Origin of the sequence: Methylobacterium sp. E-046, from assembly GCF_022829625.1 — a bacterium.
Taxonomy (GTDB): domain Bacteria; phylum Pseudomonadota; class Alphaproteobacteria; order Rhizobiales; family Beijerinckiaceae; genus Methylobacterium; species Methylobacterium longum.
Genome location: NZ_JAKSYP010000290.1, coordinates 114,736 through 139,071 on the forward strand (window position 1 = coordinate 114,736; position 24,336 = coordinate 139,071).

The window sequence follows — 24,336 nt, forward strand, 5'->3', positions numbered from 1 at the left end:
AAGCACCGGGCGTCCCCGCGAAACCCGCGGAACGGCCGCTGCACGACGACGTTGGGAGTCCCGAGCGCGGCAGTTCCGCGCGGCGGATCGTCCGGACCCATGCTTCCGTCGCCCTCGCGTTCGACCGGACCGTCCGAGACCGGCTCGATCCTGTGGATCCTGATGCTCGGGTCCGCGCTGGTGGCCCTCGCCGCCGCGCCGGGGCGGCGCGGACCGTCGAGCCCATCCGAGACACCGCCGGCGGAGGGCGGCCGGCCCAGGGCGAATCCTGGACAGCAGAAGGGCGCGGCCGCCGGCGCGCGCTCGATCTCGGGCCGCGCCGCGCAGCTCACCGCGGCCACCCAGCCGGAGCGGGGACGCGCCGCCGAGAGCCCGACCGAGATGACCCAGTCCGGCTGGAAGGACATCGCCGTGCGGGTCTACCTGGAGTTCAACAAGGACCGGGTCCTGGCGGTCGCCGCAGGCGTGACCTTCTACACGCTGCTGTCGCTGTTCCCGGCCATCGCCGCCCTGGTGACGTGCTACGGCCTGTTCGCGGACGTGAACGCCATCAACGATCACCTCGCGCAATTGCACGCGGTCCTGCCATCGGGGGCAGTCGAGCTGATCGGCGATCAGGTCAAGCGCATCGCGGCCAAGGGCAGCGGCTCCCTGAGCATCACGTTCTTCTCCAGTCTCCTCCTGTCGATCTGGAGCGCCAACGCCGCGATGAAGGCGATGTTCGACGCGCTGAACGTCGTCTACGAGGAGGAGGAGAAGCGGAACTTCTTCTGGCTCAACCTCCGGTCCCTGACCTTCACGATCGGCGCCCTGCTGTTCATCATCATCGCGCTCAACGCCATCGTGGTGGTGCCGGTGATGCTCAACTTCATGGGGCTGGGCTCGACCGCGTGGCTGCTCGCGGCCCTGCGCTGGCCGGCGATCCTGATCGTCCTGCTCGGTGGATTGTCGGTGCTCTACCGGTTCGGCCCGAGCCGGGAGCATGCCCGGTGGCGCTGGGTCGGGGTCGGCAGCGTGGTGGCCAGCCTCCTCTGGCTCGTGGCCTCGCTGCTGTTCTCCTGGTACGTCGCCAATTTCGGCACCTACAACGAGACCTACGGGTCGCTCGGCGCGGTGATCGGCTTCATGACCTGGATCTGGATCTCGTCGACGATCGTCCTGCTCGGCGGCGAGATCAATGCCGAGCTGGAGCATCAGACCGGTCGCGACACCACCACGGGCCCGCCCCTCCCGATGGGCGCCCGCCGCGCGCGGATGGCCGACACAGTGGGTGCCGCCGCCTGATCCCGGCCAGTGTGCCGCGGCGGCGCAGGGCCGGCCTCGGGGCAAGCCGAACACCCTGCCGAACACCCCGCGCGATCCCTATATAGCGACGCGAATAGGGAGATCGTCATGGCCGACACGCCGACCACCAGCCCCGAGGCCCGCAGCGAGGCCGAGTGGCGCACCACCCTCACGCCGGAGCAGTACCGCGTGCTGCGCGAGCACGGCACCGAGCGCGCCGGCACGAGCTGCCTGCTCGCCGAGAAGCGTCCCGGCACGTTCACCTGCGCGGGCTGTGGCCAGCCGCTGTTCGAGCAGGGGACGAAGTTCGAGTCCGGCACCGGGTGGCCGAGCTTCTTCGAGCCGATGGAGGGGGCGGTGGAGACCACGGTGGATCGCAGCCACTGGATGGTCCGCACCGAGGTGCACTGCGCCCGCTGCAAGGGCCATCTGGGCCACGTCTTCGATGACGGCCCGGCGCCGACCGGCCTGCGCTACTGCATGAACGGCGCCGCGATGACCTTCGAGCCGGCAACGTGAGGCGGCGCCCGGTTTAATCTGGGTTGTCAAATCTGGGCGCGACGCTGGGATTGCGGGGACAGATTCGGTCCCCGCCGGAGTAGCGACCGGTTCCCGTCTTGATTTCGTCGCTTTTTTGCTTAGCGCTGTATGCTCTCATGTTGTCGCCATCCGGTGATTGCCGGCGGATGCGGTCAGGTTCGAGCGAATACGGCGTGGCGGCTCAGCTTATACGCCGATTCTGCCGGTTCCACTTGATGCGTGCCGCCGCGCCGGAAGACCTGAGGGGTGTCCGCCGGATCGGCGCGCCGCCGACCAAGCGGGAGGGTTTTTGAGTATATGAGCACCGTTCGCCGATTTCTGGTCGCCCCGTCCCTCGTCCGCCTGATCCGGAAGGAGCGCGGGGGCACCCGCATCACGGAGGGGCACTTCGCACCGCAGGGGGGCCGCGCCTCGTACGTGCGCGTCGACGGCCAGGTTTGCCAGCTGGTGCTCGTGAACAAGGGAGCCGACGGCACCCCGGTGGAGGAGCGAACCGACGTGCCGCGTGCCCATGGCGACGCGCTGCTCGACGTCTGCCCCGGCAAGGCGGCCTACGACCGCACCACCCTGAACGCCGGCGGTCGCGAGATCGCCCTCGATCGCTACGTCACGCCCGGCAGCCTGGATCTGATCAGCGTCACCTTCGACAACGACGGCGAGGCCGCCGGCTTCCAGGCGCCCGGCTGGTTCGGCCGCGAAGTCAGCAGTGAGCCGGCCTTTGAGCGGCAGGCGCTGGCCATCCAGGGCGTGCCGGCTGCCGAGGAGGTGTCGCTGAGCAACGCCGCGCTCGACGCGGTGCTCGACCTGATCGAGCCCCGCTTCGGGTTCGGCCGCTACGGCAGCTCCGCCCGGACCCAGGAGGCCGACGAGGGCGCGCTCCGCCGCGTCGTCGCCCCGCCCGCTGCTCCGGCCGCACCGCCCCCGCCCGCCGTCCCGGTGCCGCCGCCCGCGCCGGAACCCGTCGTCGAGGCTCCGGCCGCAGTGCAGCCCGAGCCGGCCCCCGAACACCCTGTCGAGCCCGAGCCGGCGCCCGCTCCCGAGCCGGCCCACCACGCGGTGCCGGCAGAGTCCGAGGCCCCGTCCGCCCAGGCCGGCGCCGCCGAGCCTCTGCACAGCGACGCCCGCATCGACGACGTGATCGAGAGCCTGTCGCAGGCGCTCGGCGCGGCGATCCACCAGCAGCCGGATCCCGCGTCCGAGTCCAAGGACGCCAAGGGCGAGGATGCCGGCTCGGTGTTCGAGCGCTGGACCGTGCGCCCGCGCCGGACCCAGCAGCAGAACTGACCACCCGCCGAGCGCCGCGGCGCGTCGGGGTTTTCGGGGCCGTCGTTTTCGGGGCCGCGGCGCGACAGGCGCTGCGGCCCTTCTGCTGCCCGGACCGGTGTCGGCGGCCGCAAACCGGTCAGTCGCGGATGATGACCGCCGCTCCGCCGCGGCTGCGGGCGAGGCCGAACAGGGCGGCCGCGTGCCCCGGCGCGAGACGGATGCAGCCGTGGCTCGCCCGGCGCCCGAGGGAGCCGGTCGCGTAGGTGCCGTGGATCGCGTATCCGCCGCGGAAGAACATCGCGTGCGGCATCGGCGAACCGTGATACTTGCGCGAGCGCCACATCGGAGCCATCAGCCCGACCCGGTAGCGGCCGCTGGGTGTGACGAAGCCGCGCCGGGCCGTCGAAACCGGCCAGTCGAAGGCGGGATGGCCGTCGACGAACACCCGCATGCGCTGCCGCGACTGGTCGATCTTCGCGACGATCCCGGCCGCGGCCGGATCGACGAGGGCGACGACGAGGAAGCCGCACAGAGCGCCGGTCGCAGCCCGATTCCGCACAGACACGGATGCCCCCGAAACGTCTCGAACCCCAGGATAAATCCCGGCGCCGCGCCAGGACAGCTCGGTTACTGGGGATGCGCCTAATCGTCAGACGGGAGAAGACTTTCCGGCGGGAATCGACAGGCTTTTGTCACGATTGGTTCCCGGCAGATTACCGAGCGGCCGTTGAGGCGCCGGGCGATAGTCGCTAGCGTGCCGGCAAATCGGGAGGGTGCGCGGCGGGCGCACGGGATGGACATGGCACAGGCAATCCACGCGACGAGTCCGGCCGCCGTACCCCGCGAGCCCTGGTACAAGGTGCTCTACATCCAGGTCCTGATCGCGATCGCGCTCGGCGTCCTGCTCGGCTGGTACGACCCGGCCACCGGCAAGTCGATGAAGTGGCTCGGCGACGCCTTCATCGGCCTGATCAAGATGATGATCGCGCCGATCATCTTCTGCACCATCGTGCACGGCATCGCGTCGATCGGCGATCTCAAGAAGGTCGGGCGCGTCGGGCTCAAGGCGCTGGTCTACTTCGAGGTGGTGTCGACCGTGGCGCTGCTGATCGGCGTCCTCGTCGGCGAGATCATCAAGCCCGGCGCCGGCTTCAACGCCGATCCGTCGAAGCTCGACGCCAGCAAGGTCGCGAGCTACGCCAGCAAGGCGGCCGCGGATTCCACCGTCGCCCACATCCTGGCGATCATCCCGAAGAGCTTCCTCGATCCCTTCGCCACCGGCGACCTGCTGCAGGTGCTGCTGATCTCGATCCTCACCGGCGTCGTGGTGACGAATCTCGGTGATCGCGCGGCCTCGGTGAACCGCGCGATCGACACCGCGGGCCAGATCTTCTTCCGGATCATCGGCATCATCGTGAAGCTCGCCCCGGTCGGCGCCTTCGGCGCCATGGCCTTCACGATCGGCGAGTACGGCATCCAGAAGGTCTACGACCTCGCGTGGCTGGTCGGCACCTTCTACATCACGGCGATCCTGTTCGTGCTGGTGGTGCTCGGGACGATCGCCCGGGTGGCGGGCTTCTCGATCCTGCGCTTCCTCGCCTACATCAAGGACGAGTTGCTGATCGTCGTCGGCACGTCGTCCTCCGAGACGGTGCTGCCGCAGCTCATGACCAAGATGCGCCGGCTCGGCGCCTCGGATTCGGTGGTCGGCCTCGTGGTGCCCACGGGCTACTCGTTCAACCTCGACGGCACGAACATCTACATGACGCTGGCCACGCTGTTCCTGGCGCAGGCCGTGGGCGTGGACCTGTCGATCAGCCAGTACGCGACCATCATCCTGGTGGCGATGCTGACCTCGAAGGGCGCCTCGGGCGTCACCGGGGCGGGCTTCATCACCCTGGCCGCGACGCTCTCGGCGATCCCGAACAGCCCGGTTCCGGTGGCCGCCATGACCCTGGTCCTCGGCATCGACAAGTTCATGTCCGAGTGCCGCGCGCTCACCAACCTCGTGGGCAACGGCGTCGCCTGCGTCGTGGTCAGCCGCTGGGAGGGTGAGTTAGACGTGACCAAGCTCAACGAGGTCATGGCCCACCCGCTCGCGATCGGCACCCACATCTCCGACGAGTCGCCGCAGCCGATGGGAACCGACAGCAAGGTCGCCGCCGCCGAGTGATGGGCACGCCCAGAGGACGTGCGCGCCTCGGCATCGATCTCGGCGGCACCAAGATCGCCGGGATCGTGCTGAGCCCGGACGGCGCGACCCTGGCCGAGGCGCGGATGGCGGCCCCGCGCGGCGACTACCGGGCGACGATCGAGGCGGTGGCCGCCCTGGTCCTGCAGCTCGAGGCCGCGGCCGGCACGGATTGCAGCGTCGGCATCGGCATGCCGGGCAGCCTGTCGCCGGCGACCGGCCTCGTGCGCAATGCCAATTCCGACTGGCTCAACGGGCTCCCGTTCGGCGCTGATCTCGCGCAGCGCCTCGCGCGGCCGCTGCGGATCGAGAACGACGCCAACTGCCTGGCGGTCTCGGAGTCGATCGACGGTGCCGGCGCGGGCGCGCACGTGGTCTGGGCGGTGATCCTGGGCACCGGCGTCGGATCCGGCATCGCCGTCGACGGGCGGGTGCTCACGGGCCGCAACGGCATCGCGGGCGAGTGGGGCCACGGCCCCCTGCCGGCGCCCCGCGACGACGAGCGCCCCGGACCCGCCTGTTATTGCGGCCGCGAGGGCTGCGTCGAGACCTGGCTGTCCGGTCCCGGCCTCGCGGCCGACCACGGACGGCGCCACGGCGGGACCCTTACGGCCGAAGCTGTGGTGGCCGCCGCCCGGGCGGGCAGCCCTGAGGCGCAGGCGACGCTGGCCGCGCATCTCGACCGGCTCGGGCGGGCGGTCGCCCAGGTGGTCAGCGTCCTCGATCCGGACATCATCGTGATCGGCGGCGGCCTGTCGCGGATCCCGGAACTGATCGCCGGCCTGCCCGCCGCGATCGCGCCCCACGTCTTCTCCGACGCCTTCGACACGCCGGTGCGCGCGAGCCAACACGGGGACGCCTCGGGCGTACGCGGAGCGGCGTGGCTGTGGGAAGCCGAGCCTGTCTGACGCGGCTGCCGTCCGCCGACGGGTCGTCGGCGGGCACGGGGGCGACCGGCGGCAGGACCGACTCACGGAGACGTCTCTTGCGGGGGCGCGGGGGGCAGGGCAGGACGGCGGCTTCCCAGCCTCGATGGCCCGATGATCGTCCGCACCCGGCCCAACCTGCTGACCCTGCTGTTCACCCTGCGCGGCTCGATCCTGCCGCGGGTGGCGCCCAAGCTCGCCGGGATCGTGGCGGTCTCCTGCGCGGTGGTCTGGGCGGAGGCACGCTGGCCCGAGGCCTTCCCGGTGACGGCCGGCGTCACGCCCTTCACGGTGGTCGGCCTCGCCCTGTCGATCTTCCTGAGCTTCCGCAACAACGCCTGCTACGAGCGCTGGTGGGAGGCCCGGAAGGCCTGGGGCAGCCTGATCGGAGAAGTCCGCAATCTCGCCCGCGCCCTGCCGGCCTTGCTGACGGGGCCGGAGGCCGCCCCGCAGCTCCGGCGGCTCTCGGCATTCGCGCACGGGCTCCATGCCCGCCTGCGCGGCCTCGACGAGGCTGCAGCGGTGGACCGGAAGGCACCCGGATCGGACCGGACAGGCCCCAACCCGACCGACTCGATCCTGGCCGCGATGACCCGGGATCTCGCCGCGCTGGTGCGGGCGGGACGTCTCACCGACATCCAGTTCGGCATCCTGGAAGCCCGCATCGAGGCCCTGTCGGGGGTCCACACCGCCTGCGAGCGCATCGCGAACACGCCGCTGCCGTTCGCCTACACGCTGCTCGTCTACCGCACCGCCTGGCTCTACTGCCTGCTTCTGCCGGTAGGGCTGACGGGTTCGCTGGGCTGGGGGACGCCGGTCGTGGTGGCGCTCGTCGGTTACACGTTCTTCGGTCTCGACGCCCTCGGGGACGAACTGGAAGAGCCCTTCGGCACCGAGCCGAACGACCTGCCCCTCGACGCCATGGTCCGCACCATCGACCGGATCGTGCATCACGCGCTGGGCGAGCCGATGCCGGAGGCGCTGGCGCCGGACGGCTACTGGCTGCGGTAGGGGCCGACCGCCCCTTCCGGGAATGGGCGCTGCGGCGCGCAGGTCACCGCTGCCATACCGGCGTCGATCGCACCGCACCCACACCGCTGTGGCGATCCGCTCTCCGACAGTCGGGCGGCGGGATCCCGCCCCCGACGGGGGCGCTCCGTTCGGCCGCAGCCGGTTGGACGGGCCGGCTGCAAGATGGCCCTTGCACCCGCACCGAAACGGACATAAACATATCTTTATGTCTATCGAACGCGAGCGCGTACTGGGATCGATCCCGTTCCCCGAGGCCCTGGGCGTCCTGCGCGCGGCCGCCGAGGAGACGCGCCTGCGGATCCTGGCGCTGCTGGTCGAGGGCGAGCTGTCGGTCTCCGACCTCACCGACATCCTAGGCCAGTCGCAGCCGCGGATCTCGCGCCATCTGAAGCTGCTGGTGGAGGCCGGGCTCGTCGAGCGCCATCGCGAGGGCGCCTGGGCGTTCTTCCGGCTGTCCGAGGGCCGCGCCGGCCTGGCCGACCCGCTGCTGTCCGGCCTCGACCGGACGGTGCCGCCGCTGTCGGAGGATCGCGCCCGGCTCGACGCCGTCCGGGCGCAGCGTGCCGAGACGGCTCAGACCTTCTTCGCGCGGTTGGCGCCCAAGTGGGACGAGTTGCGCTCCCTGCACGTGCCCGAGGCCACCGTGGAGGCTGCGGTCCTCGATGCGCTGGGCGCGCGCCCCATCGGCAGCCTGATCGATCTCGGGACCGGCACGGGGCGGATGCTCGGCCTGCTCGCGCCGCGCGCCGGCCGCGCCACCGGCCTGGATTCGAGCCACGCGATGCTGTCCGTCGCCCGGGCCAACCTGGAGCGGCAGGGCCTGTCGCGGGTCGACCTGCGGCAGGGCGATATTCACGCCCCGCCCTTCGCCCGGGGGAGCTTCGACCTCGTGGTGGTGCATCAGGTGCTGCACTATCTGGACGATCCCGCGCGGGCGCTGCGCGGCGCCGCGCGTCTGGTGGCGCCGAATGGCCGCCTCCTGGTGGTGGACTTCGCGCCGCACGAGTTGGAGTTCCTGCGCACGGGACAAGCCCACCGCCGGCTCGGCTTCTCCGCCGATCAGGTCTCCGGCTGGCTCGCCGAGGCCGGACTGGCCACGGTCACGACCCGGGATCTGACGCCGCGCGAATCGGGCCAGCTCACCGTGACGCTGTGGCTGGCCCAGGATGACCTCGCACAGGATGAACGTGCCCGAAACGGGCTGGCTCAGGACGCGTTGGCCGGCATCGACGCAGAACAGCCTCGGCGCGCCGTCGCCTGAGCCACACAATTTCCGCAGACTTCGTCTGAACCGACCGACATAGAGGACGAGACCCCGATGCGCCGCTCCACCCACCGCGCCAGCCGCGACGGCTACCACCCGATCCGCGTCTCGATCGAGTTCTTCCCGCCGAAGACCGACGAGATGGAGAAGATCCTCTGGAACTCCATCGAGCGCCTGGCGCCGCTGCAGCCGAGCTTCGTCTCGGTGACCTACGGGGCCGGCGGTTCGACCCGGGAGCGCACCCACAACACGGTGGCCCGGATGGTCCGCGAGACCGGCCTCAAGCCGGCCGCCCACCTCACCTGCGTGGACGCCTCCCGCGAGGAGATCGACGCGGTGGTCCAGTCCTACTGGGACGCGGGCGTGCGCCACATCGTGGCGCTCCGCGGCGACCCGGCCGAGGGCGTGGGCCATGCCTACCGGCCGCACCCGGAGGGCTACGCCTCGACCGCCGAGCTGGTCGAGGGGATCAAGCGGATCGGCGCGTTCAAGGTCTCGGTCTCCGCCTATCCCGAGAAGCATCCCGAGGCGTCCTCGCTCGACGCCGACATCGACGCCCTGAAGGCCAAGGTCGATGCCGGCGCCGACCAGGCGATCACGCAGTTCTTCTTCGAGAACGAGATCTACCTGCGCTACCTGGAGAAGGTCCGCGCCGCCGGGATCACCATTCCGATCATCCCGGGCATCCTGCCGGTGCAGAACTTCAAGCAGGCGGCGAACTTCGCCCGCCGCACCGGGGCCTCGGTACCCTACTGGCTGGCCGCCCGGTTCGAGGGGCTGGAGGACGACGTCGAGACCCGCCGCCTCGTCGCCGGCGCGGTGGCGGCCGAGCAGGTGCTCGACCTCGTGGACGAGGGCGTCAACGACTTCCACTTCTACTCGATGAACCGCTCGGATCTGGTCTACGCGATCTGCCACCTGCTCGGCCTGCGCGCCCAGGCGCCGAAGCTGGCGGCCGCCAAGGCGGCGGCTTAGATTTCAGTTGCGCCCGGTTCGGCCACGAGGCCAGTCCGACGCGGCGCACGGGATTGCTTCGCTGCGTTCGCAACGACGGTGTGCCCGAGCCGACGGCCTGGGCACGCACGAGAGACCGACGACCCCACCCTCCACTTCATCCTGAGGTGCCGCGCGAGCGGCCTCGAAGGAGGGCTCCTTCGAGGCCTCCGCTTCGCTCCGGCACCTCAGGATGAGGTGATCTGACAGGACGCACGATGACCGATTTTGCCCCCGTCGACGGCCCCGAGATCGCGAAGGCCCTGCGCCAGCGCGCGGCGGAGAAGATCCTCGTCCTCGACGGGGCGATGGGCACCGTGATCCAGCGGCTCAAGTACTCGGAGGAGGACTTCCGCGGCGACCGCTTCAGGGACCACGGGCACGATCAGAAGGGCAACAACGACCTCCTGATCCTGACCCAGCCCGACGCGATCCGGCAGATCCACCTCGACTACTTCCTGGCCGGCGCAGACGTCTGCGAGACCAACACCTTCTCGGGCACCACCATCGCCCAGGCCGATTACGGCATGGAGTCGATCATCCACGAATTGAACGCCACCGGCGCGCGGCTCGCCCGGGAGGCGGCCAAGCGCGCCGAGGAGACGGACGGCCGCCGCCGCTTCGTGGCCGGCGCCATCGGCCCGACCAACCGCACCCTGTCGATCTCGCCGGACGTGAACAATCCGGGCTTCCGCGCCGTCACCTTCGACCAGGTCAAAGAGGCCTATGTCGAGCAGGTCCGCGGCCTGATCGACGGCGGCGCCGAGCTGATCCTGATCGAGACCATCTTCGACACGCTCAACGCCAAGGCGGCGGTGGCCGCGGCCTGGCAGGTCTTCGACGAGACCGGCATCCGCCTGCCGATCCAGATCTCCGGCACGATCACGGATCTCTCGGGCCGCACCCTGTCGGGCCAGACCCCGGCGGCCTTCTGGCACTCCCTGCGCCATTCCGATCCGCTGACCTTCGGCCTCAACTGCGCGCTCGGCGCCCGCGAGATGCGCGGCCACATCGCCGAGCTGTCGCGGATCTGCGACACCCTGGTCTGTGCCTACCCGAATGCCGGCCTGCCCAACGAGTTCGGCCTCTACGACGAGAGCCCGGAGGCGATGGGCAAGCTGGTCGGCGAGTTCGCCGAATCCGGCCTCGTCAACATGGTCGGCGGCTGCTGCGGCACGACGCCCGACCACATCCGCGCCATCGCGGCGGCGGTCGCCGGCAAAGCGCCGCGGCCGATCCCCGAGATCCCGCGCCTGATGCGGCTATCCGGCCTGGAGCCCTTCGTGCTGACGAAGGAGATCCCCTTCGTGAACGTCGGCGAGCGCACGAACGTCACGGGCTCGGCCAAGTTCCGCAAGCTCATCACCAATGGCGACTACGCGGCGGCGCTGGACGTCGCCCGCGATCAGGTCGCGGCCGGTGCCCAGGTGATCGACGTCAACATGGACGAGGGCCTGCTCGACTCCCAGAAGGCGATGGTCGAGTTCCTCAACCTCGTCGCCGCCGAACCCGACATCGCCCGGGTGCCCGTGATGGTCGATTCCTCGAAGTTCGAGGTGATCGAGGCGGGCCTCAAGTGCATCCAGGGCAAGCCGATCGTGAACTCGATCTCCATGAAGGAGGGCGAGGAGAAGTTCATCGAGGCCGCCAAGATCTGCCGCTCCTACGGGGCCGCCGTGGTGGTGATGGCCTTCGACGAGCAGGGTCAGGCGGATTCCTACGAGCGCAAGGTCGAGATCTGCACCAAAGCCTATCGGATCCTGACCGAGCAGGTCGGCTTCCCGCCCGAGGACATCATCTTCGACCCGAATATCTTTGCCGTTGCCACCGGCATCGAGGAGCATAACGGCTACGGCGTCGCCTTCATCGAGGCGACCCGCACGATCCGCGAGACCCTGCCGCACGCCCACATCTCGGGGGGCGTCTCGAACCTCAGCTTCGCGTTCCGCGGCAACGAGCCGGTGCGCGAGGCGATGCACGCGGTGTTCCTGTTCCACTGCATCCAGGCGGGCATGGACATGGGCATCGTCAATGCCGGCCAGCTCGCCGTCTACGACGAGATCCCGGCGGAGCTGCGCGCGCTGTGCGAGGACGTGGTCCTCAACCGCCGCGACGATTCCACCGAGCGCCTGCTGGAATCCGCCGAGCGGTTCAAGACCGGCGCCTCGGCCCAGGCCAAAACCGCCGACCTGACCTGGCGCGAGGCCCCGGTCGAGAAGCGCATCGAGCACGCGCTGGTCAACGGCATCACCGAGTACATCCTGGCCGATGCCGAGGAGGCGCGCCAGGGCGTCGAGCGCCCACTCCACGTCATCGAGGGCCCGCTGATGGCCGGCATGAACGTGGTCGGCGACCTGTTCGGCGCGGGCAAGATGTTCCTGCCGCAGGTGGTCAAGTCCGCCCGCGTGATGAAGCAGGCGGTGGCCTATCTCGAGCCCTACATGGAGGCCGAGAAGCTGGCCAACGGCGGCGACGGCAAGCGGCAGGCCGCCGGCAAGGTGCTGATGGCCACCGTGAAGGGCGACGTCCACGACATCGGCAAGAACATCGTCGGCGTCGTGCTCGCCTGCAACAACTACGAGATCATCGATCTCGGCGTGATGGTGCCGGCCGCCAAGATCCTGGAGACCGCCAAGACCGAGAAGGTCGACATCGTCGGCCTGTCGGGCCTGATCACGCCGTCGCTGGACGAGATGGTCCACGTGGCCGGCGAGATGGAGCGCGAGGGCCTCGACGTGCCGCTTCTGATCGGCGGCGCCACCACCAGCCGCGTCCACACGGCGGTGAAGATCCACCCGGCCTACGCCAAGGGGCAGGCGGTCTACGTCACCGACGCGAGCCGCGCGGTGGGCGTGGTCTCGAGCCTGATCTCCAAGGAGACGCGTGGGCCCACGATCGAGAAGGTCCGGGCCGAGTACGCCAAGGTCGCCGCCGCCCACAAGCGCTCGGAGCTCGACAAGCAGCGGCTGCCCCTCGCCAAGGCCCGGACCAACGCCTTCAAGGTCGACTGGTCGGCCTACAAGCCGGCCAAGCCGACCTTCACCGGCACCCGGGTCTACGGCTCCTACGAGGTCGCCGATCTCGTGCCCTACATCGACTGGACGCCGTTCCTGCAGACCTACGAGTTCAAGGGCCGCTTCCCGGCGATCCTCGACGATCCCGATCAGGGTCCGGCCGCCCGCGCCCTCTACGAGGACGCGCAGGAGATGCTGAAGCAGATCGTGGCGGAGCGCTGGTTCAACCCGAAGGCGGTGATCGGCTTCTGGCCGGCCAACAGCGTGGGCGACGACATCGCCCTCTACACGGGCGAGAGCCGGCAGGAGCGGTTCGCCACCTTCCACGGCCTGCGCCAGCAGCTCTCGAAGCGCGACGGGCGCTCGAACACCTGCCTGTCGGACTTCGTGGCGCCGTCCGAGACCGGCATCGCCGATTATATCGGCGGCTTCGTGGTCACGGCGGGCCTGGAGGAGGTGCGGATCGCCGAGCGGTTCGAGCGGGCGAACGACGATTACCGGGCGATCCTGGTGAAGGCCCTCGCCGACCGCATCGCCGAGGCCTTCGCGGAGCGGATGCACGAGCGGGTGCGCAAGGAGTTCTGGGGCTACGCCCCCGACGAGGCCTACGCACCCGAAGACCTGATGAAGGAGGATTACGCCGGCATCCGCCCGGCCCCGGGCTACCCGGCCCAGCCCGACCATACCGAGAAGACGACGTTGTTCGACCTGCTCAAGGCCGAGAGCCGGATCGGCGTGAAGCTCACCGAGTCCTACGCCATGTGGCCGGGCTCCTCGGTGTCGGGGATCTACATCGCCCATCCGGAGGCGCATTATTTCGGCGTCGCCAAGGTGGAGCGGGATCAGGTCGAGGATTACGCCGCCCGCAAGGGGATGGATGTCCGCGAGGTCGAGCGCTGGCTCGGGCCGATCCTCAACTACGACCCGGCGCGGTACCTGGCGCAGGCGGCGGAGTAGGGGCGGGGCACCACCGTCATCGCGAGCGCAGCGAAGCGACCCACGGCAGCGCGACAACAGTCAGCGTGGCGCTACCGGGATTGCTTCGCTCCGCTCGCAAGGACGGCGCGGCGGCCCGAACCGCCCGTCCAGCCTCAGCAGGTCCCGGCACCCCGCGTGTTCACGTACAGCGCATAGACCGAGTGCGTGGACGTCATCAGCAGCAGGTTGCGGTTGAGGCCGCCGAAGCACAGGTTGGCGCAGCGCTCCGGCAGGCGGATCCGCCCGATCAGCTTGGCCTGCGGGGAAAGCACGATGACCCCGTCCTCGGCCTCGCTCATCCCCCAGCCGCACCAGAGATTGCCGTCGACATCGGCACGGAACCCGTCCGGCGTGCCGGTGCCGGCATCGTAGAACACCCGCCCGTTGGCAGTCTTGGTGCCGTTCTCGACCACGTCGTAGACGCGGATCAGGCGGTTGGGCTTCGCCCGCGCCTCGATGACGTAGAGCTTGGACTCATCCGGCGAGAAGCACAGCCCATTCGGACCCGCCACGCCCTCGACCACGACACTGGCCTGTCCCGTCTTCGGATCGATCCGGTAGACGTTGCCGGGCAGTTCCGGCGCCGCCATCGACTCGTGCGGGTTCGGCCCGAAGGCCGGATCGGTGAACCAGACCGCGCCGTCGGAATGGCAGACCACGTCGTTGGGCGAGTTCAGCGGCTTGCCGTCGAACCGGTCCATCAGCGTGGTGATGGTGCCGTCGTGCTCGGTCCGGGTCACGCTGCGGGTCCTGTGCTGACAGGTGATCAGCCGGCCCTGCCGGTCGCGGGTGTTGCCGTTGGCGTAGTTCGACGGCTTGCGGAACACTGAGAGCGCGCCGGAGGCCTCCTCCCACTTCATGATGCGGTCGTTGACCACGTCGCTGAACAGCAGTGATCCCATGTCGCCGAACCAGACCGGCCCCTCGGCCCAGCGGAAGCCCGTGGCGACGCGCTCCACCGTCGCCGAGGCGAGGCGGTACCTGGCGAAGGCCGGATCGAGGATCTCGACGGCCGGGTCCGGCACCCGCTGCGACGGTTCCCAGCCCGCTCCGGCCGCCCGTGCAGCGCCGAGCACCGCCGCCCCGGCCAGCAAGCCCCTGCGCGCGATCGTCACCATGTAACCTCCCTGTGGTCTGGCCCGCCGCCCGTTGCCGACGTTTCCAGCCTGTCAGTGGATCTCGGGTTCGGGGATGCCGCCCGCGCCCTCGAGGAAGTCGAAGTCGCAACCCTCATGCGCCTGCCGCACGTGCTGGGCGAACAGGCGGTTGTATCCCCGCGGATAGGTCCGGTCCGGCGGGCGGAAGGTCTTCACGCGCTCCGCGATCTCGGCATCGTCGAGGTGCAGGTGGATGCGCCGTCCCGGCACGTCGACCGTGATCAGATCGCCGGTGCGCACGGCGCCGAGGGGCCCGCCCGCGGCGGATTCCGGCGACACGTGCAGGATGCAGGCGCCGTAGCTCGTCCCGCTCATCCGCGCGTCCGAGATGCGGACCATGTCGCGCACGCCCTGGCGGAGGAGCACCTTCGGGATCGGCAGCATGCCCCATTCCGGCATGCCGGGGCCGCCGATCGGGCCGGCGTTGCGCAGGATCATCACGTGGTCGGGGGTGACGTCGAGGGTCAGGTCGTTCACCGCCGCGCTCATCGCGTCGTAATCGTCGAAGACGAGCGCCGGACCGGTGTGCTGCAGGAAGCGCGGGTCGGCGGCCGGCGGCTTGATCACGCAGCCGTCGGGGGCGAGGTTGCCGTACAGGATCGCGGTGCCGCCGGTCGACACGATCGGCTGGTCGAGGGGGCGGATCACGTCGTCGTTGTAGACCCGGACGCCGGCGAGCCCGTCGCCGATCGTGCCGCCGGTGACCGAGCGGGCCTCGAGGTGGAGGAGGGGGGAGAGCCGCGCCATCAGCGCCCGGATGCCGCCGGCGATGTGGAAGTCCTCCATCAGCCACTGGCCCGAGGGCCGGAGGTTGGCGATCACCGGCACCCTCTGGGCGAAGTCGTCGAACTCGGTGAGCTTGACCTGGAGGCCGGCGCGGCCCGCCATGGCGACCAAGTGGATCATCGCGTTGGTGGAGCCGGCGAGCGCGTTGTGGACCACGAGGGCGTTGTCGATCGAGCGGCGGTCGAGGATGTCGGAGGGCTTCAGATCCTCCCAGATCATCGCGACGATCCGCCGGCCGCAGGCGCTGGCCATGCGGGGATGGTCGGCATCCGCCGCCGGGATCGAGGCCGAGCCCGGCAGGCACAGGCCCATCGCCTCGGTGATCGACGTCATGGTCGAGGCCGTGCCCATGGTCATGCAGGTGCCGGCCGAGCGGGCGATGCCGGCCTCCATGTCGTTCCATTCCTGCGTGGTGATGGTGCCGGCCTCCTTCTCGGCCCAGTACTTCCAGACGTCCGAGCCCGAGCCGAGGATCGTGCCGCCGGAATGCCCGCGCATCATCGGGCCAGCCGGCAGGAAGACCATCGGCAGGTTCATGGAGATGGCGCCCATCACGGTACCGGGCGTGGTCTTGTCGCAGCCGCCCATCAGCACCGCGCCATCGACCGGGTGCTGGCGCAGCAGTTCCTCGACCTCCATGGCGAGGAGGTTGCGGTAGAGCATCGTGGTCGGCTTGACGAAGTTCTCCGACAGCGACAGCGCCGGCAGCTCGATCGGGAAGCCGCCCGCCTGCCAGACGCCGCGCTTCACGTGCTCGACGCGCTCGCGGAAGTGCTGATGGCAGGGGTTGATGTCGCTCCAGGTGTTGATGATGCCGACCACCGGCTTGTCGCTGAAGTCGGCGCGCTCGTAGCCCATCTGGAGCATCCGCGAGCGGTGGCCGAAGCTGCGCAGGTCGGTGGCGCCGAACCAGCGCTGGCTGCGCAGCTCGCCCAGGGTCTTCGTGCGCGCGGTCATGAGGGACTCACAGGTTCGGCCGCGAGGGACCGTCGGGAACGCCGCAGTGCTGGTCGGGCCCCGGGCTCAGCGGCCGGTCCGCTTCCGCCACGCGGCGAAGTCGGCGAGGCTCTGCTCGTCGGTGGCCGGATAGAGCCCGAGGATCGAGCGGCCCTTGCGGACCTCCTCGGTGACGAAATCCTCGTACGCCGTCATCTCGACGGCCTCGGCGGCGACCGCCTCGGCGATGTGGGCCGGGATGACCGCGACGCCGTCGCCGTCGCCCACGATCACGTCGCCGGGGAAGACCGGGGCGTCGCCGCAGCCGATCGGCACGTTGATGTCGATCGCCTGATGGACGGTGAGGTTCGTGGGCGCCGAGGGCCGCGCATGATAGCTCGGCATGTCGAGCGCCGCGATCTCGTCGGCATCGCGGAATCCGCCGTCGGTCACGAGGCCGGCGCAGCCCCGCACCATCAGCCGCGTCGCCAGGATCGAGCCCGCGGAGGCGGCGCGTGCGTCCTTCCGGCTGTCGATCACGAACACGGCGCCCGGCGGGCATTCCTCGACGGCCTTGCGCTGCGGGTGCGCCCGGTCGCGGAACACGGTGATGGGATTGAGGTCCTCGCGAGCCGGCATGTAGCGCAGGGTGTACGCCTCGCCGACCATCGTGCCGCCGCCCTTCCTCAGGGGCAGGACGCCCTGGATCATCTGGTTGCGGAAGCCGCGCTTGTACAGCGCGGTCATCAGGGTCGCGGTGCTGACGGTCTTCAGCTTGGCGCGCGTCTCAGGGGACAGCCCGGGCATCTGGTCTCCTCCCGATGGTCGTGTCGCCGGGAACCGGAGCGTCGCGGATCCGGCCCGAACGGACCTCTGGTCCCTGGGCGCCGACTGATATCTCAGGACTTGCATAGCACGCCGCGCGAAGCCATTGTCAACTCCAATGCACGCGGCCTACCGAGCGGCGGATCGATCTCTGAAACGGGCGAGAACTCTGTTGGCCAGCCCCAGACCTGTCACGGCTGAAGCGGACGGCGACGCCCTCGTGCCGAACCCGCGACCGCCGCGCTCCCTCGCGGAAACCGCCTACGACGCCATCGAGCAGATGATCATCAGCCGTCGGCTCGCCCCGGGCGCGATGGTGTCGGAGGGGGAACTCGCCGAGGAACTGGCCCTCGGGCGCACGCCGGTTCGCGAGGCGCTGGCACGGCTCAAGGCCATCGGCTTCGTCGAGGTCCACCCGCGCCGCGGCGTCCTCGTCACCCCCGTCGACATCATCAAGCACCTCGAACTCCTCGAGGCCCGCCGCCCGCTGGACGAGACCGTGGCCCGCTGCGTGATCGCGCGGGCCTCCGAGACGGACGTGGCGGCGCTCCACGCCTGCGCGACCGGCCTGATCGCGGCGGCCGGCGCCCGGGACCGCGAGGCGTATTTCCGGCTCAAGCGCGCGCTCCACGAGGCCCTCGTGGGGGCCGCCTACAACCCGACCCTGACCGGCACCATGGCGGCACTCCATGCCCAGTCCCGCCGCTTCTGGTACACCTACGAACCGACCGCGAGCTTCCTCGACTGCGCGCGCATCCACCTGGGGATCGTGGCGGCGATCGCGGCGCGGGATCCGGAGGCGGCGGTGACCGGGATCGGGACGCTGTTCGACTTTCTCGACCAGATGACCCGCAAGGCCCTCGACCGGCGGCCGCTGGTCTGACAGGTTGACGGCACAGGGCACGCCTTTATCCTCGTCTGAGATATCAGGCGCATTCCAGGCCGCGGGGCGTGATCGCGGCGGAGCGGTCCGTCATGGGATCCGGGCCCGGCAGACGCCAGGGAGAAACGGCTTGAACGCATCGCCCGCACGCACCGGCGCCCAGGTGCTCGTCGACCAGTTGCTCGCGCAGGGCGTGGAGCGCGTCACCTGCGTGCCCGGCGAGAGCTACCTCGCGGTGCTCGACGCCCTGCGCGACAGCGGCATCGACGTGCTGGTCTGCCGCCAGGAGGGCGGAGCCGCCATCATGGCGGAGGCCGCCGGCAAGCTCACCGGCCGGCCCGGCATCTGCTTCGTCACCCGCGGCCCCGGCGCCACCAACGCCTCGGCGGGCGTCCACATCGCCCGCCAGGATTCCACGCCGATGATCCTGTTCGTCGGGCAGATCGCCCGTCGGATGCGCGACCGCGAGGCCTTCCAGGAGGTCGATTACCGGCAGATGTTCGGCGGCGTCGCCAAGTGGGCGGTGGAGATCGACGAGGCGGCCCGCATCCCGGAGATCCTGGCCCGGGCCTTCCGGGTGGCGATGCAGGGTCGCCCGGGCCCCGTCGTGGTGGCGCTGCCCGAGGACATGCTCGACGACGTCGCCGCCGTGGCGGACGCGCCGCGCGTCGTCCCGGCCGCACCGGCCCCGTCGCCGGAGGACGCGGCGCGCCTCCGGGCGCTGCTGGCGGAGGCGCGGCGGCCGGTGGCGCTGCTCGGGGGCGCGCGCTGGACGCAGGATGCCGTCGCCGCGCTGGCGGCTTGGTCCGAGCGCCACGACGTGCCGGTGGCGGTCTCGTTCCGGCGGGCCCAGCTCTTCCCCGCGGACCATCCGAACTTCGCCGGTGAGCTCGGCATCGGTCCCAATCCCGCGCTGCTTGCCCGGATCAAGGACTCGGACCTTCTGCTGATGGTCGGCGGGCGCCTCTCCGAGATGCCGGCACAATCCTACGGCCTGCTCGGCATCCCAAATCCCGGCCTGCCGCTGGTCCACGTCCATCCCGACGCGGCGGAGCTCGGCCGGGTCTACCAGCCGGCGCTGGCGATCGAGGCGACGCCCGGGACCTTCTGCGCGGCCCTGCCGGATTTCGCGCCCACCGGCAGCGGGCGCGCCGCCGAGGCCCACGCCGCCTACCGCGCGTGGTCCGAGACGCCGGAACCGAAGCCCGGAGCGTTCCAGTACGGCGAAGCCATCACGTGGTTGCGCGGGCGGCTCCCGTCCGACGCAGTGATCTGCAACGGCGCCGGCAACTTCGCCACCTGGATCCACCGCTACTACCGGTTCCGCGCCTTCGGCACGCAGCTCGCGCCGACGTCGGGCTCCATGGGCTACGGCCTGCCGGCCGCCGTGATGGCCAAGCGCAGTCACCCCCACCGGATCGTCGTGGCGCTCGCGGGCGACGGCGACGTGATGATGACCGTCCAGGAATTCGCCACCGCGGTGCAGTACGGCGTCGCCATCGTCGTGGTCGTCCTCGACAACGGCATGTACGGCACGATCCGGATGCACCAGGAGCGCGAGTATCCCGGGCGCGTCTCGGCGACGGAGTTGCGCAACCCCGACTTCGCCGCCCTCGCCCGCGCCTGCGGCGGCCACGGCGAGCACGTGGAACGGACCGGGGATTTCGCCCCCGCCTTCGAGCGCTGCCTCGCCTCGGGCCTGCCCGCGATGATCCATTGCCGGGTCGATCCCGAGGCACTGACCCCGACCATGACCCTCGCGGCGATCCGCGAGAAGGCGCTCGACGCGCAGCGCGGTTGACCGCCATCGCGGGGCGCCGAGACGCTCCCCTATCACAGGATGAGGACATGCCCATGACCCTGCGCGGCGAGAACCTGATCGGCGCCGAGGCGCGGCGCGGCACCGAGGCGGCCTTCCGGGCCGTGGAGGCCGCTACGGGCGCGTCCCTGGAGCCCGACTTTCCGGGGGCGAGCCTCGCCGACCTCGACCGCGCCTGCGCGCTGGCGGAGCGTGCGTTCGATACCTACCGCGAGACCGACCCGGAGACCCGGGCCGGCTTCCTCGAAGCGATCGCCGCGAACATCCTGGAGATCGGCGACGATCTGGTCACCCGCTGCATGGCGGAGACCGGGCTGCCGCGCCCGCGGATCGAGGGCGAGCGCGCCCGGACCGCCGGCCAGTTGCGCCTGTTCGCCGGCGTGGTGCGCGCGGGCGGCTACGTCGAGGCCCGGATCGACCCGGCCCTGCCGGACCGCAAGCCGCTGCCGCGGCCCGACCTGCGCCTGCGGCGCATCGCGGTCGGCCCGGTGGCGGTGTTCGGGGCGTCGAACTTCCCGCTCGCCTTCTCGGTGGCGGGGGGCGACACGGCCTCGGCGCTGGCGGCGGGATGCCCGGTGGTCGTCAAGGCGCACCCGGCCCATCCCGGCACCTCCGAACTCGTCGGCCGGGCGGTGCAGAAGGCGGTCGCGTCCTGCGGCCTGCCGGACGGGACGTTCTCGCTGCTCTTCGATGCCGGCCAGTCCATCGGGCAGGCCCTGGTGGCCGATCCCCGCATCGCCGCCGTGGGCTTCACCGGCTCGCGCCGGGGCGGAACGGCCCTCATGGCGATCGCCGCCGGGCGCATGATGCCGATCCCGGTCTACGCCGAGATGAGCAGCATCAACCCGGTCCTGCTGTTTCCGGGGGCGCTCGCCGCGCGGGGCGCCGCGATCGGCACGGCGTTCGTGGCCTCGCTGACGCTGGGCGCCGGGCAGTTCTGCACCAACCCGGGCCTGATCCTGGCGGTGCCGGGGCCCGGCCTCGACGCCTTCCTGAAGGCGGCGACGGCGGCCCTCACCGAGAGCCCGGCCGCGACCATGCTGACGCCGGGCATCCAGCGCGCCTATCGCGAGGGCGTCGCCCGGGTGGCGGGCCACGCCGCCGTCACCCTCCTGGCCGAGGGCCCGGAGGGCGCGGCGGCGCAGGGCCGGGCCGCCCTGTTCGCCACCGATTCGGACGCGTTCCTGGCCGAACCCGTGCTGCAGGAGGAGATGTTCGGCGCCTCGGCCCTCGTCGTCCGCTGCCGCGACCTTGCCGCGATGCGGGCCGTGCTCGAGCACCTGGAAGGTCAGCTCACGGCGTCGCTGCACCTCGCCCCCGAGGATCACGCCGCCGCGCGGGATCTCATGCCGCTCCTGGAGCGCCGGGTCGGGCGCATCCTGGTGGACGGGTTCGGCACCGGGGTCGAGGTGGCGCACGCCATGGTCCACGGCGGCCCCTACCCGGCCACCTCGGACGGGCGCACGACCTCGGTGGGCAGCCTCGCCATCGACCGGTTCCTGCGGCCGGTGAGCTACCAGGACGTCCCCGACGCCCTGTTGCCGGCGGCGCTGCAGGAAGCCAATCCGCTCAACCTTCCCCGGCGGATCGACGGCACGCTCGACCCGCGCTGAGGCGGGCACGCGGGCGGGCCGCCGGAAACGGCCCCGCTCGCGGCTCGGCCATCTTGCCAGCCCGCCCCCCGGCGTCTAGAGAGCCCCGGCCCACGGTGGGGCGTCGCCAAGTGGTAAGGCAGCGGTTTTTGGTACCGCCATTCCCAGGTTCGAATCCTGGCGCCCCAGCCAAGCTTCCGCTAAGTCATTGATCTGATTGCAATTGGCTCTCAGCCGCTTCGGCGGCCTCACCGATTGTACGCAGAGCTGTTGCACGCGCTTGTCCACAGGGGCAGGCCGTTGACGATTTGTTCTAACGTGTACCGTCGCGGGGCGGTATATTGGTGGCGAAGGCGATTCCGTTGCGATGAGCGGACGCGACCCTCTGGTGCCCCGGTTAGGGGGAAGTCCATAACGGTCGCTCTGAGCCTGGGCACCTCCGACCCAGCAAGTGCGCGCACACTCGGCTGGGGACTCAACGCGGAAAGCCTCCGCGTCCGGGATGACCCCGCCATGCAAACAGCGGCTCAAATCCGCGACCACCTCCGCGCGTTCGTCGATCGGGAGCGAGGCGCGCGGATCGCGCGCTTGCAGCGTGACCTCAATCCACCGCGCGCACCTCTCATCGGCGACTGGCCCACGCTCATGGAAAAACGTGAGCGGGAGTATCGGATCTTCGGACGCCTGCAGACGCTAGCGGCAGAGGAAGGTTTCGACGCAGGGTACGACAGTGAACTTGATGGCCGCCTGAAGCGGGAAGGCTTCAGCCTGACCGAGCGCGGGGCTATCCGACGGCGCATCGAGAACGGTTACCTGCGCGATCTCGGTCGCCCGGACGAAACCGGCCGGCTCACGCCACCGCGCGCTTATCTTCAGACAATGCTGACCAGCATGAACGAGCCTGTGACGGAGGCCGGCCTCAATCGCTGCCTGCGTGGGCTGGCGGCGCTCTCCGGCCATGTTTCACGCGAGTTCGCCTCGACTTATGCCGAGGCGCGGGCAGATCCACGGGAGGCCTGGGCCAACCTCTCGGCGATGCGCGCCAGGGGCGAGATGCCGCGTGACACGCTGGGCTGGGCCGCATCCGACTTCGACGGCGCTGACAGTTTCGAGTGGGGCGACTTCGAGGTCCAGGTCCCCACAACACCGCCGCTGTCAGAAAGCAGTTATACAGATCCGGCTACTCCTAAATCCGAGCCCGTCGGCCAGCCGGCACCCGAGCAAGACCCCATAGCCGACCGGAAACATCCACCCGCGGCGCCAGCTCCTGCGTCGTACCCTTCAAAAACGGAGGCCGCCGCGCCGGAAGAGGCGTCAAGGCCATCGTCTGGATCTTCGGAGCTTGACGGAGAGGATCGCGGTCCAGCCGTCACCGGTTGCGCTCCAGCCCTCGACCAGCGAGGCCTGGACGATGCGCATGAGGACAGCGAAGCCGGTTTTGGCCCGGTCATGAACTCGCTGACCGAGATGGTCGAAGAGCTCATCACGCACAAGGGCGCCACCTGGGACGAGAAGACCCAACGGCAGCATCGGGCGGTCGCGGCAATGCTGGGCGACATCGCCGGCACCGATGACCTGCGGCAGATCCGGCATGCCCATCTCGCTGCCTATATCCAGAACCTGTCGAACCTGCCGAAGTCCTACGGCAAGAGTTCACGTGATGCGGCACTGTCGATTGCGGACCTGGTCGAGCGCGGCCGAACGATGCGGGCCGCGGGGCAGACAGAGAAAGTCGGGCTCAGCCCCGCGACCGTGAACCGGCATATCACGCAGCTCTCGACGATCGCGAAGTACTGTCGGGCCAAGCAGCGTCCGATTGGGCAGGTCGAGCTCTTGGGCGACTTCCGCCTAATCGACCCGGAGCGGGACGGCGAGAAGCGACCGGCCTTCGAGGTCGACGAGGTGAAGACTCTATTCGCGCACCCCGTCTGGACCTCGACGGCCTCGGAGGCGGAGATGCTGCGGGTCGCACGGGGGCAGCAGATTTTCGCAGTCGTCTACTGGCTGCCGCTCCTGGGCTACTACACCTGCGCGCGCCTGTCCGAGTTGGTCTACCTCGAGCTCGGTGACATCGACCTGGAGCAGGCCACGCTCAAGATCCGGCCGACACGCAGACGGCGCCTGAAGAACGCGGTGTCGCGTCGGACGCTGCCACTCCATCCAGAGCTGATCCGCCTCGGCTTCCTGGATTACGTGCGGGGTAGATCTGGTGCACGAAGCGATCTGATCTTCGCGGAGATCGCGAAGTTTGGCGAGAACACGCCCTTGTCGAACCTGTTCGACAAGCGCTGGACGGTCGTTCTGGACGAAGCCCTGCCCTCGGCCCGTGAGGAGCGCAAGACGTTCCATTCCTTCCGGCATTTCGGTAATACGGAGATGATCCGGCGGCTAGTGCTCGATCCGATCCGCGAGTCGATGATGGGCCATGAGGGCGCCACCGTGAACTCACGAAACTACAAGAAGACGCTCAAGCCTGAAGATCTGCGAACGGCCATTGCCGCCATTCCCGAAGTCACGCACGGACTTCGGGCGTGTGACTGGACGCTCATTGAGTCATCGCTCACGCTCGGCTCTCTGGAACGCCAAGTATCGGCAGAGGGAAGTTGGTCGCGCCGCCGATACCTCCCGTCATCGTCTCCGCACTCCGCGCGCAAGGACGCTGCGAAAGGACCTGGACGGTCCTCCCCGCATACAGAAGCTTGTCCGCGCCGAAACCAAAAGCCGTTTAAAGTGCCTTGAAGACCCATGCGGCACGTCCGCTTCGGCAACCAAGTCGCTGAAGCTGACGCGCCGCTTTGGGTGGATTTCCGCCGGTCCGTTTTCGGACGGCAACGTACGTGAGCAGACGTT

The 24,336-nt window shown here is 70.0% G+C and carries 17 protein-coding genes and 1 tRNA gene; 14 read left to right on the forward strand and 4 right to left on the reverse strand.

Features of this window, described 5'->3' with window-relative positions; translation table 11 throughout:
• The first annotated feature begins 99 nt into the window (after positions 1 to 99).
• The 3 genes from MKK82_RS32200 to MKK82_RS32210 all read left to right on the forward strand — a co-directional run bounded on the left by MKK82_RS32200 (position 100) and on the right by MKK82_RS32210 (position 3,108).
• Entirely contained in the window at positions 100 to 1,284 is a 1,185-nt protein-coding gene (locus MKK82_RS32200; protein ID WP_238284613.1) for a YihY/virulence factor BrkB family protein, read from the forward strand.
• A 108-nt stretch (positions 1,285 to 1,392) separates the two neighbouring features.
• Positions 1,393 to 1,803 (forward strand): peptide-methionine (R)-S-oxide reductase MsrB, encoded by a 411-nt coding sequence (gene msrB / locus MKK82_RS32205; protein WP_238284614.1) that lies wholly within the window; start codon positions 1,393 to 1,395, stop codon positions 1,801 to 1,803.
• Positions 1,804 to 2,121: 318 nt separating this feature from the next.
• Entirely contained in the window at positions 2,122 to 3,108 is a 987-nt protein-coding gene (locus tag MKK82_RS32210; RefSeq protein ID WP_243987973.1) for a hypothetical protein, read from the forward strand.
• A 118-nt stretch (positions 3,109 to 3,226) separates the two neighbouring features.
• Here MKK82_RS32210 and MKK82_RS32215 read toward each other — a convergent pair whose 3' ends face one another.
• Positions 3,227 to 3,655, reverse strand: a complete 429-nt coding sequence (locus tag MKK82_RS32215; protein ID WP_238284616.1) for a L,D-transpeptidase — start codon at positions 3,653 to 3,655, stop codon at positions 3,227 to 3,229.
• Positions 3,656 to 3,889: 234 nt separating this feature from the next.
• On the opposite strand from MKK82_RS32215, the gene MKK82_RS32220 reads away from it, so the two are divergent.
• The 6 genes from MKK82_RS32220 to metH all read left to right on the forward strand — a co-directional run bounded on the left by MKK82_RS32220 (position 3,890) and on the right by metH (position 13,467).
• A complete protein-coding gene (locus tag MKK82_RS32220) occupies positions 3,890 to 5,263 on the forward strand; it encodes a dicarboxylate/amino acid:cation symporter (RefSeq protein WP_238284617.1) in 1,374 nt (457 codons plus the stop codon).
• Entirely contained in the window at positions 5,263 to 6,189 is a 927-nt protein-coding gene (locus tag MKK82_RS32225; protein ID WP_238284618.1) for an ROK family protein, read from the forward strand. The genes MKK82_RS32220 and MKK82_RS32225 overlap by 1 nt, the downstream gene beginning before the upstream one ends.
• Before the next feature lie 132 nt (positions 6,190 to 6,321).
• Positions 6,322 to 7,218, forward strand: a complete 897-nt coding sequence (locus MKK82_RS32230; RefSeq protein ID WP_238284619.1) for a bestrophin family protein — start codon at positions 6,322 to 6,324, stop codon at positions 7,216 to 7,218.
• A 226-nt stretch (positions 7,219 to 7,444) separates the two neighbouring features.
• Positions 7,445 to 8,500 carry an ArsR/SmtB family transcription factor gene (locus MKK82_RS32235; protein ID WP_238284620.1) on the forward strand — a complete coding sequence of 352 codons (1,056 nt, stop codon included), beginning with the start codon at positions 7,445 to 7,447 and terminating at the stop codon, positions 8,498 to 8,500.
• 57 nt (positions 8,501 to 8,557) lie between these two features.
• A complete protein-coding gene (gene metF, locus MKK82_RS32240) occupies positions 8,558 to 9,478 on the forward strand; it encodes a methylenetetrahydrofolate reductase [NAD(P)H] (RefSeq protein WP_238284621.1) in 921 nt (306 codons plus the stop codon).
• A gap of 236 nt (positions 9,479 to 9,714) precedes the next feature.
• Positions 9,715 to 13,467, forward strand: coding sequence for a methionine synthase (metH, locus tag MKK82_RS32245; RefSeq protein WP_238284622.1), 3,753 nt, complete (start codon positions 9,715 to 9,717; stop codon positions 13,465 to 13,467).
• A 134-nt stretch (positions 13,468 to 13,601) separates the two neighbouring features.
• Here the strand turns inward: metH and MKK82_RS32250 are convergent, their stop codons facing one another.
• The 3 genes from MKK82_RS32250 to MKK82_RS32260 form a co-directional block, all read right to left on the reverse strand.
• A complete protein-coding gene (locus MKK82_RS32250; protein WP_238284623.1) occupies positions 13,602 to 14,606 on the reverse strand; it encodes an SMP-30/gluconolactonase/LRE family protein in 1,005 nt (334 codons plus the stop codon).
• Positions 14,607 to 14,657: 51 nt separating this feature from the next.
• A complete protein-coding gene (gene araD / locus MKK82_RS32255; protein WP_243987975.1) occupies positions 14,658 to 16,388 on the reverse strand; it encodes an L-arabinonate dehydratase in 1,731 nt (576 codons plus the stop codon).
• Positions 16,389 to 16,454: 66 nt separating this feature from the next.
• Positions 16,455 to 17,174 (reverse strand): ribonuclease activity regulator RraA, encoded by a 720-nt coding sequence (locus tag MKK82_RS32260; RefSeq protein ID WP_238284625.1) that lies wholly within the window; start codon positions 17,172 to 17,174, stop codon positions 16,455 to 16,457.
• A gap of 190 nt (positions 17,175 to 17,364) precedes the next feature.
• On the opposite strand from MKK82_RS32260, the gene MKK82_RS32265 reads away from it, so the two are divergent.
• The 5 genes from MKK82_RS32265 to MKK82_RS32285 all read left to right on the forward strand — a co-directional run bounded on the left by MKK82_RS32265 (position 17,365) and on the right by MKK82_RS32285 (position 24,225).
• Positions 17,365 to 18,075, forward strand: a complete 711-nt coding sequence (locus tag MKK82_RS32265; protein WP_243987976.1) for a GntR family transcriptional regulator — start codon at positions 17,365 to 17,367, stop codon at positions 18,073 to 18,075.
• Positions 18,076 to 18,205: 130 nt separating this feature from the next.
• The gene (locus MKK82_RS32270; RefSeq protein ID WP_238284627.1) at positions 18,206 to 19,876 is read left to right on the forward strand and encodes a thiamine pyrophosphate-binding protein; all 1,671 of its coding nucleotides are present in this window, start codon (positions 18,206 to 18,208) and stop codon (positions 19,874 to 19,876) included.
• A gap of 53 nt (positions 19,877 to 19,929) precedes the next feature.
• A complete protein-coding gene (locus tag MKK82_RS32275) occupies positions 19,930 to 21,507 on the forward strand; it encodes an aldehyde dehydrogenase (NADP(+)) (RefSeq protein ID WP_238284857.1) in 1,578 nt (525 codons plus the stop codon).
• Positions 21,508 to 21,603: 96 nt separating this feature from the next.
• Positions 21,604 to 21,678: transfer RNA gene (locus MKK82_RS32280), tRNA-Gln, on the forward strand.
• A gap of 321 nt (positions 21,679 to 21,999) precedes the next feature.
• On the forward strand, positions 22,000 to 24,225 hold the full coding sequence (locus tag MKK82_RS32285; protein ID WP_243987977.1) for a tyrosine-type recombinase/integrase: 2,226 nt from the start codon (positions 22,000 to 22,002) through the stop codon (positions 24,223 to 24,225).
• Positions 24,226 to 24,336 lie beyond the last annotated feature (111 nt).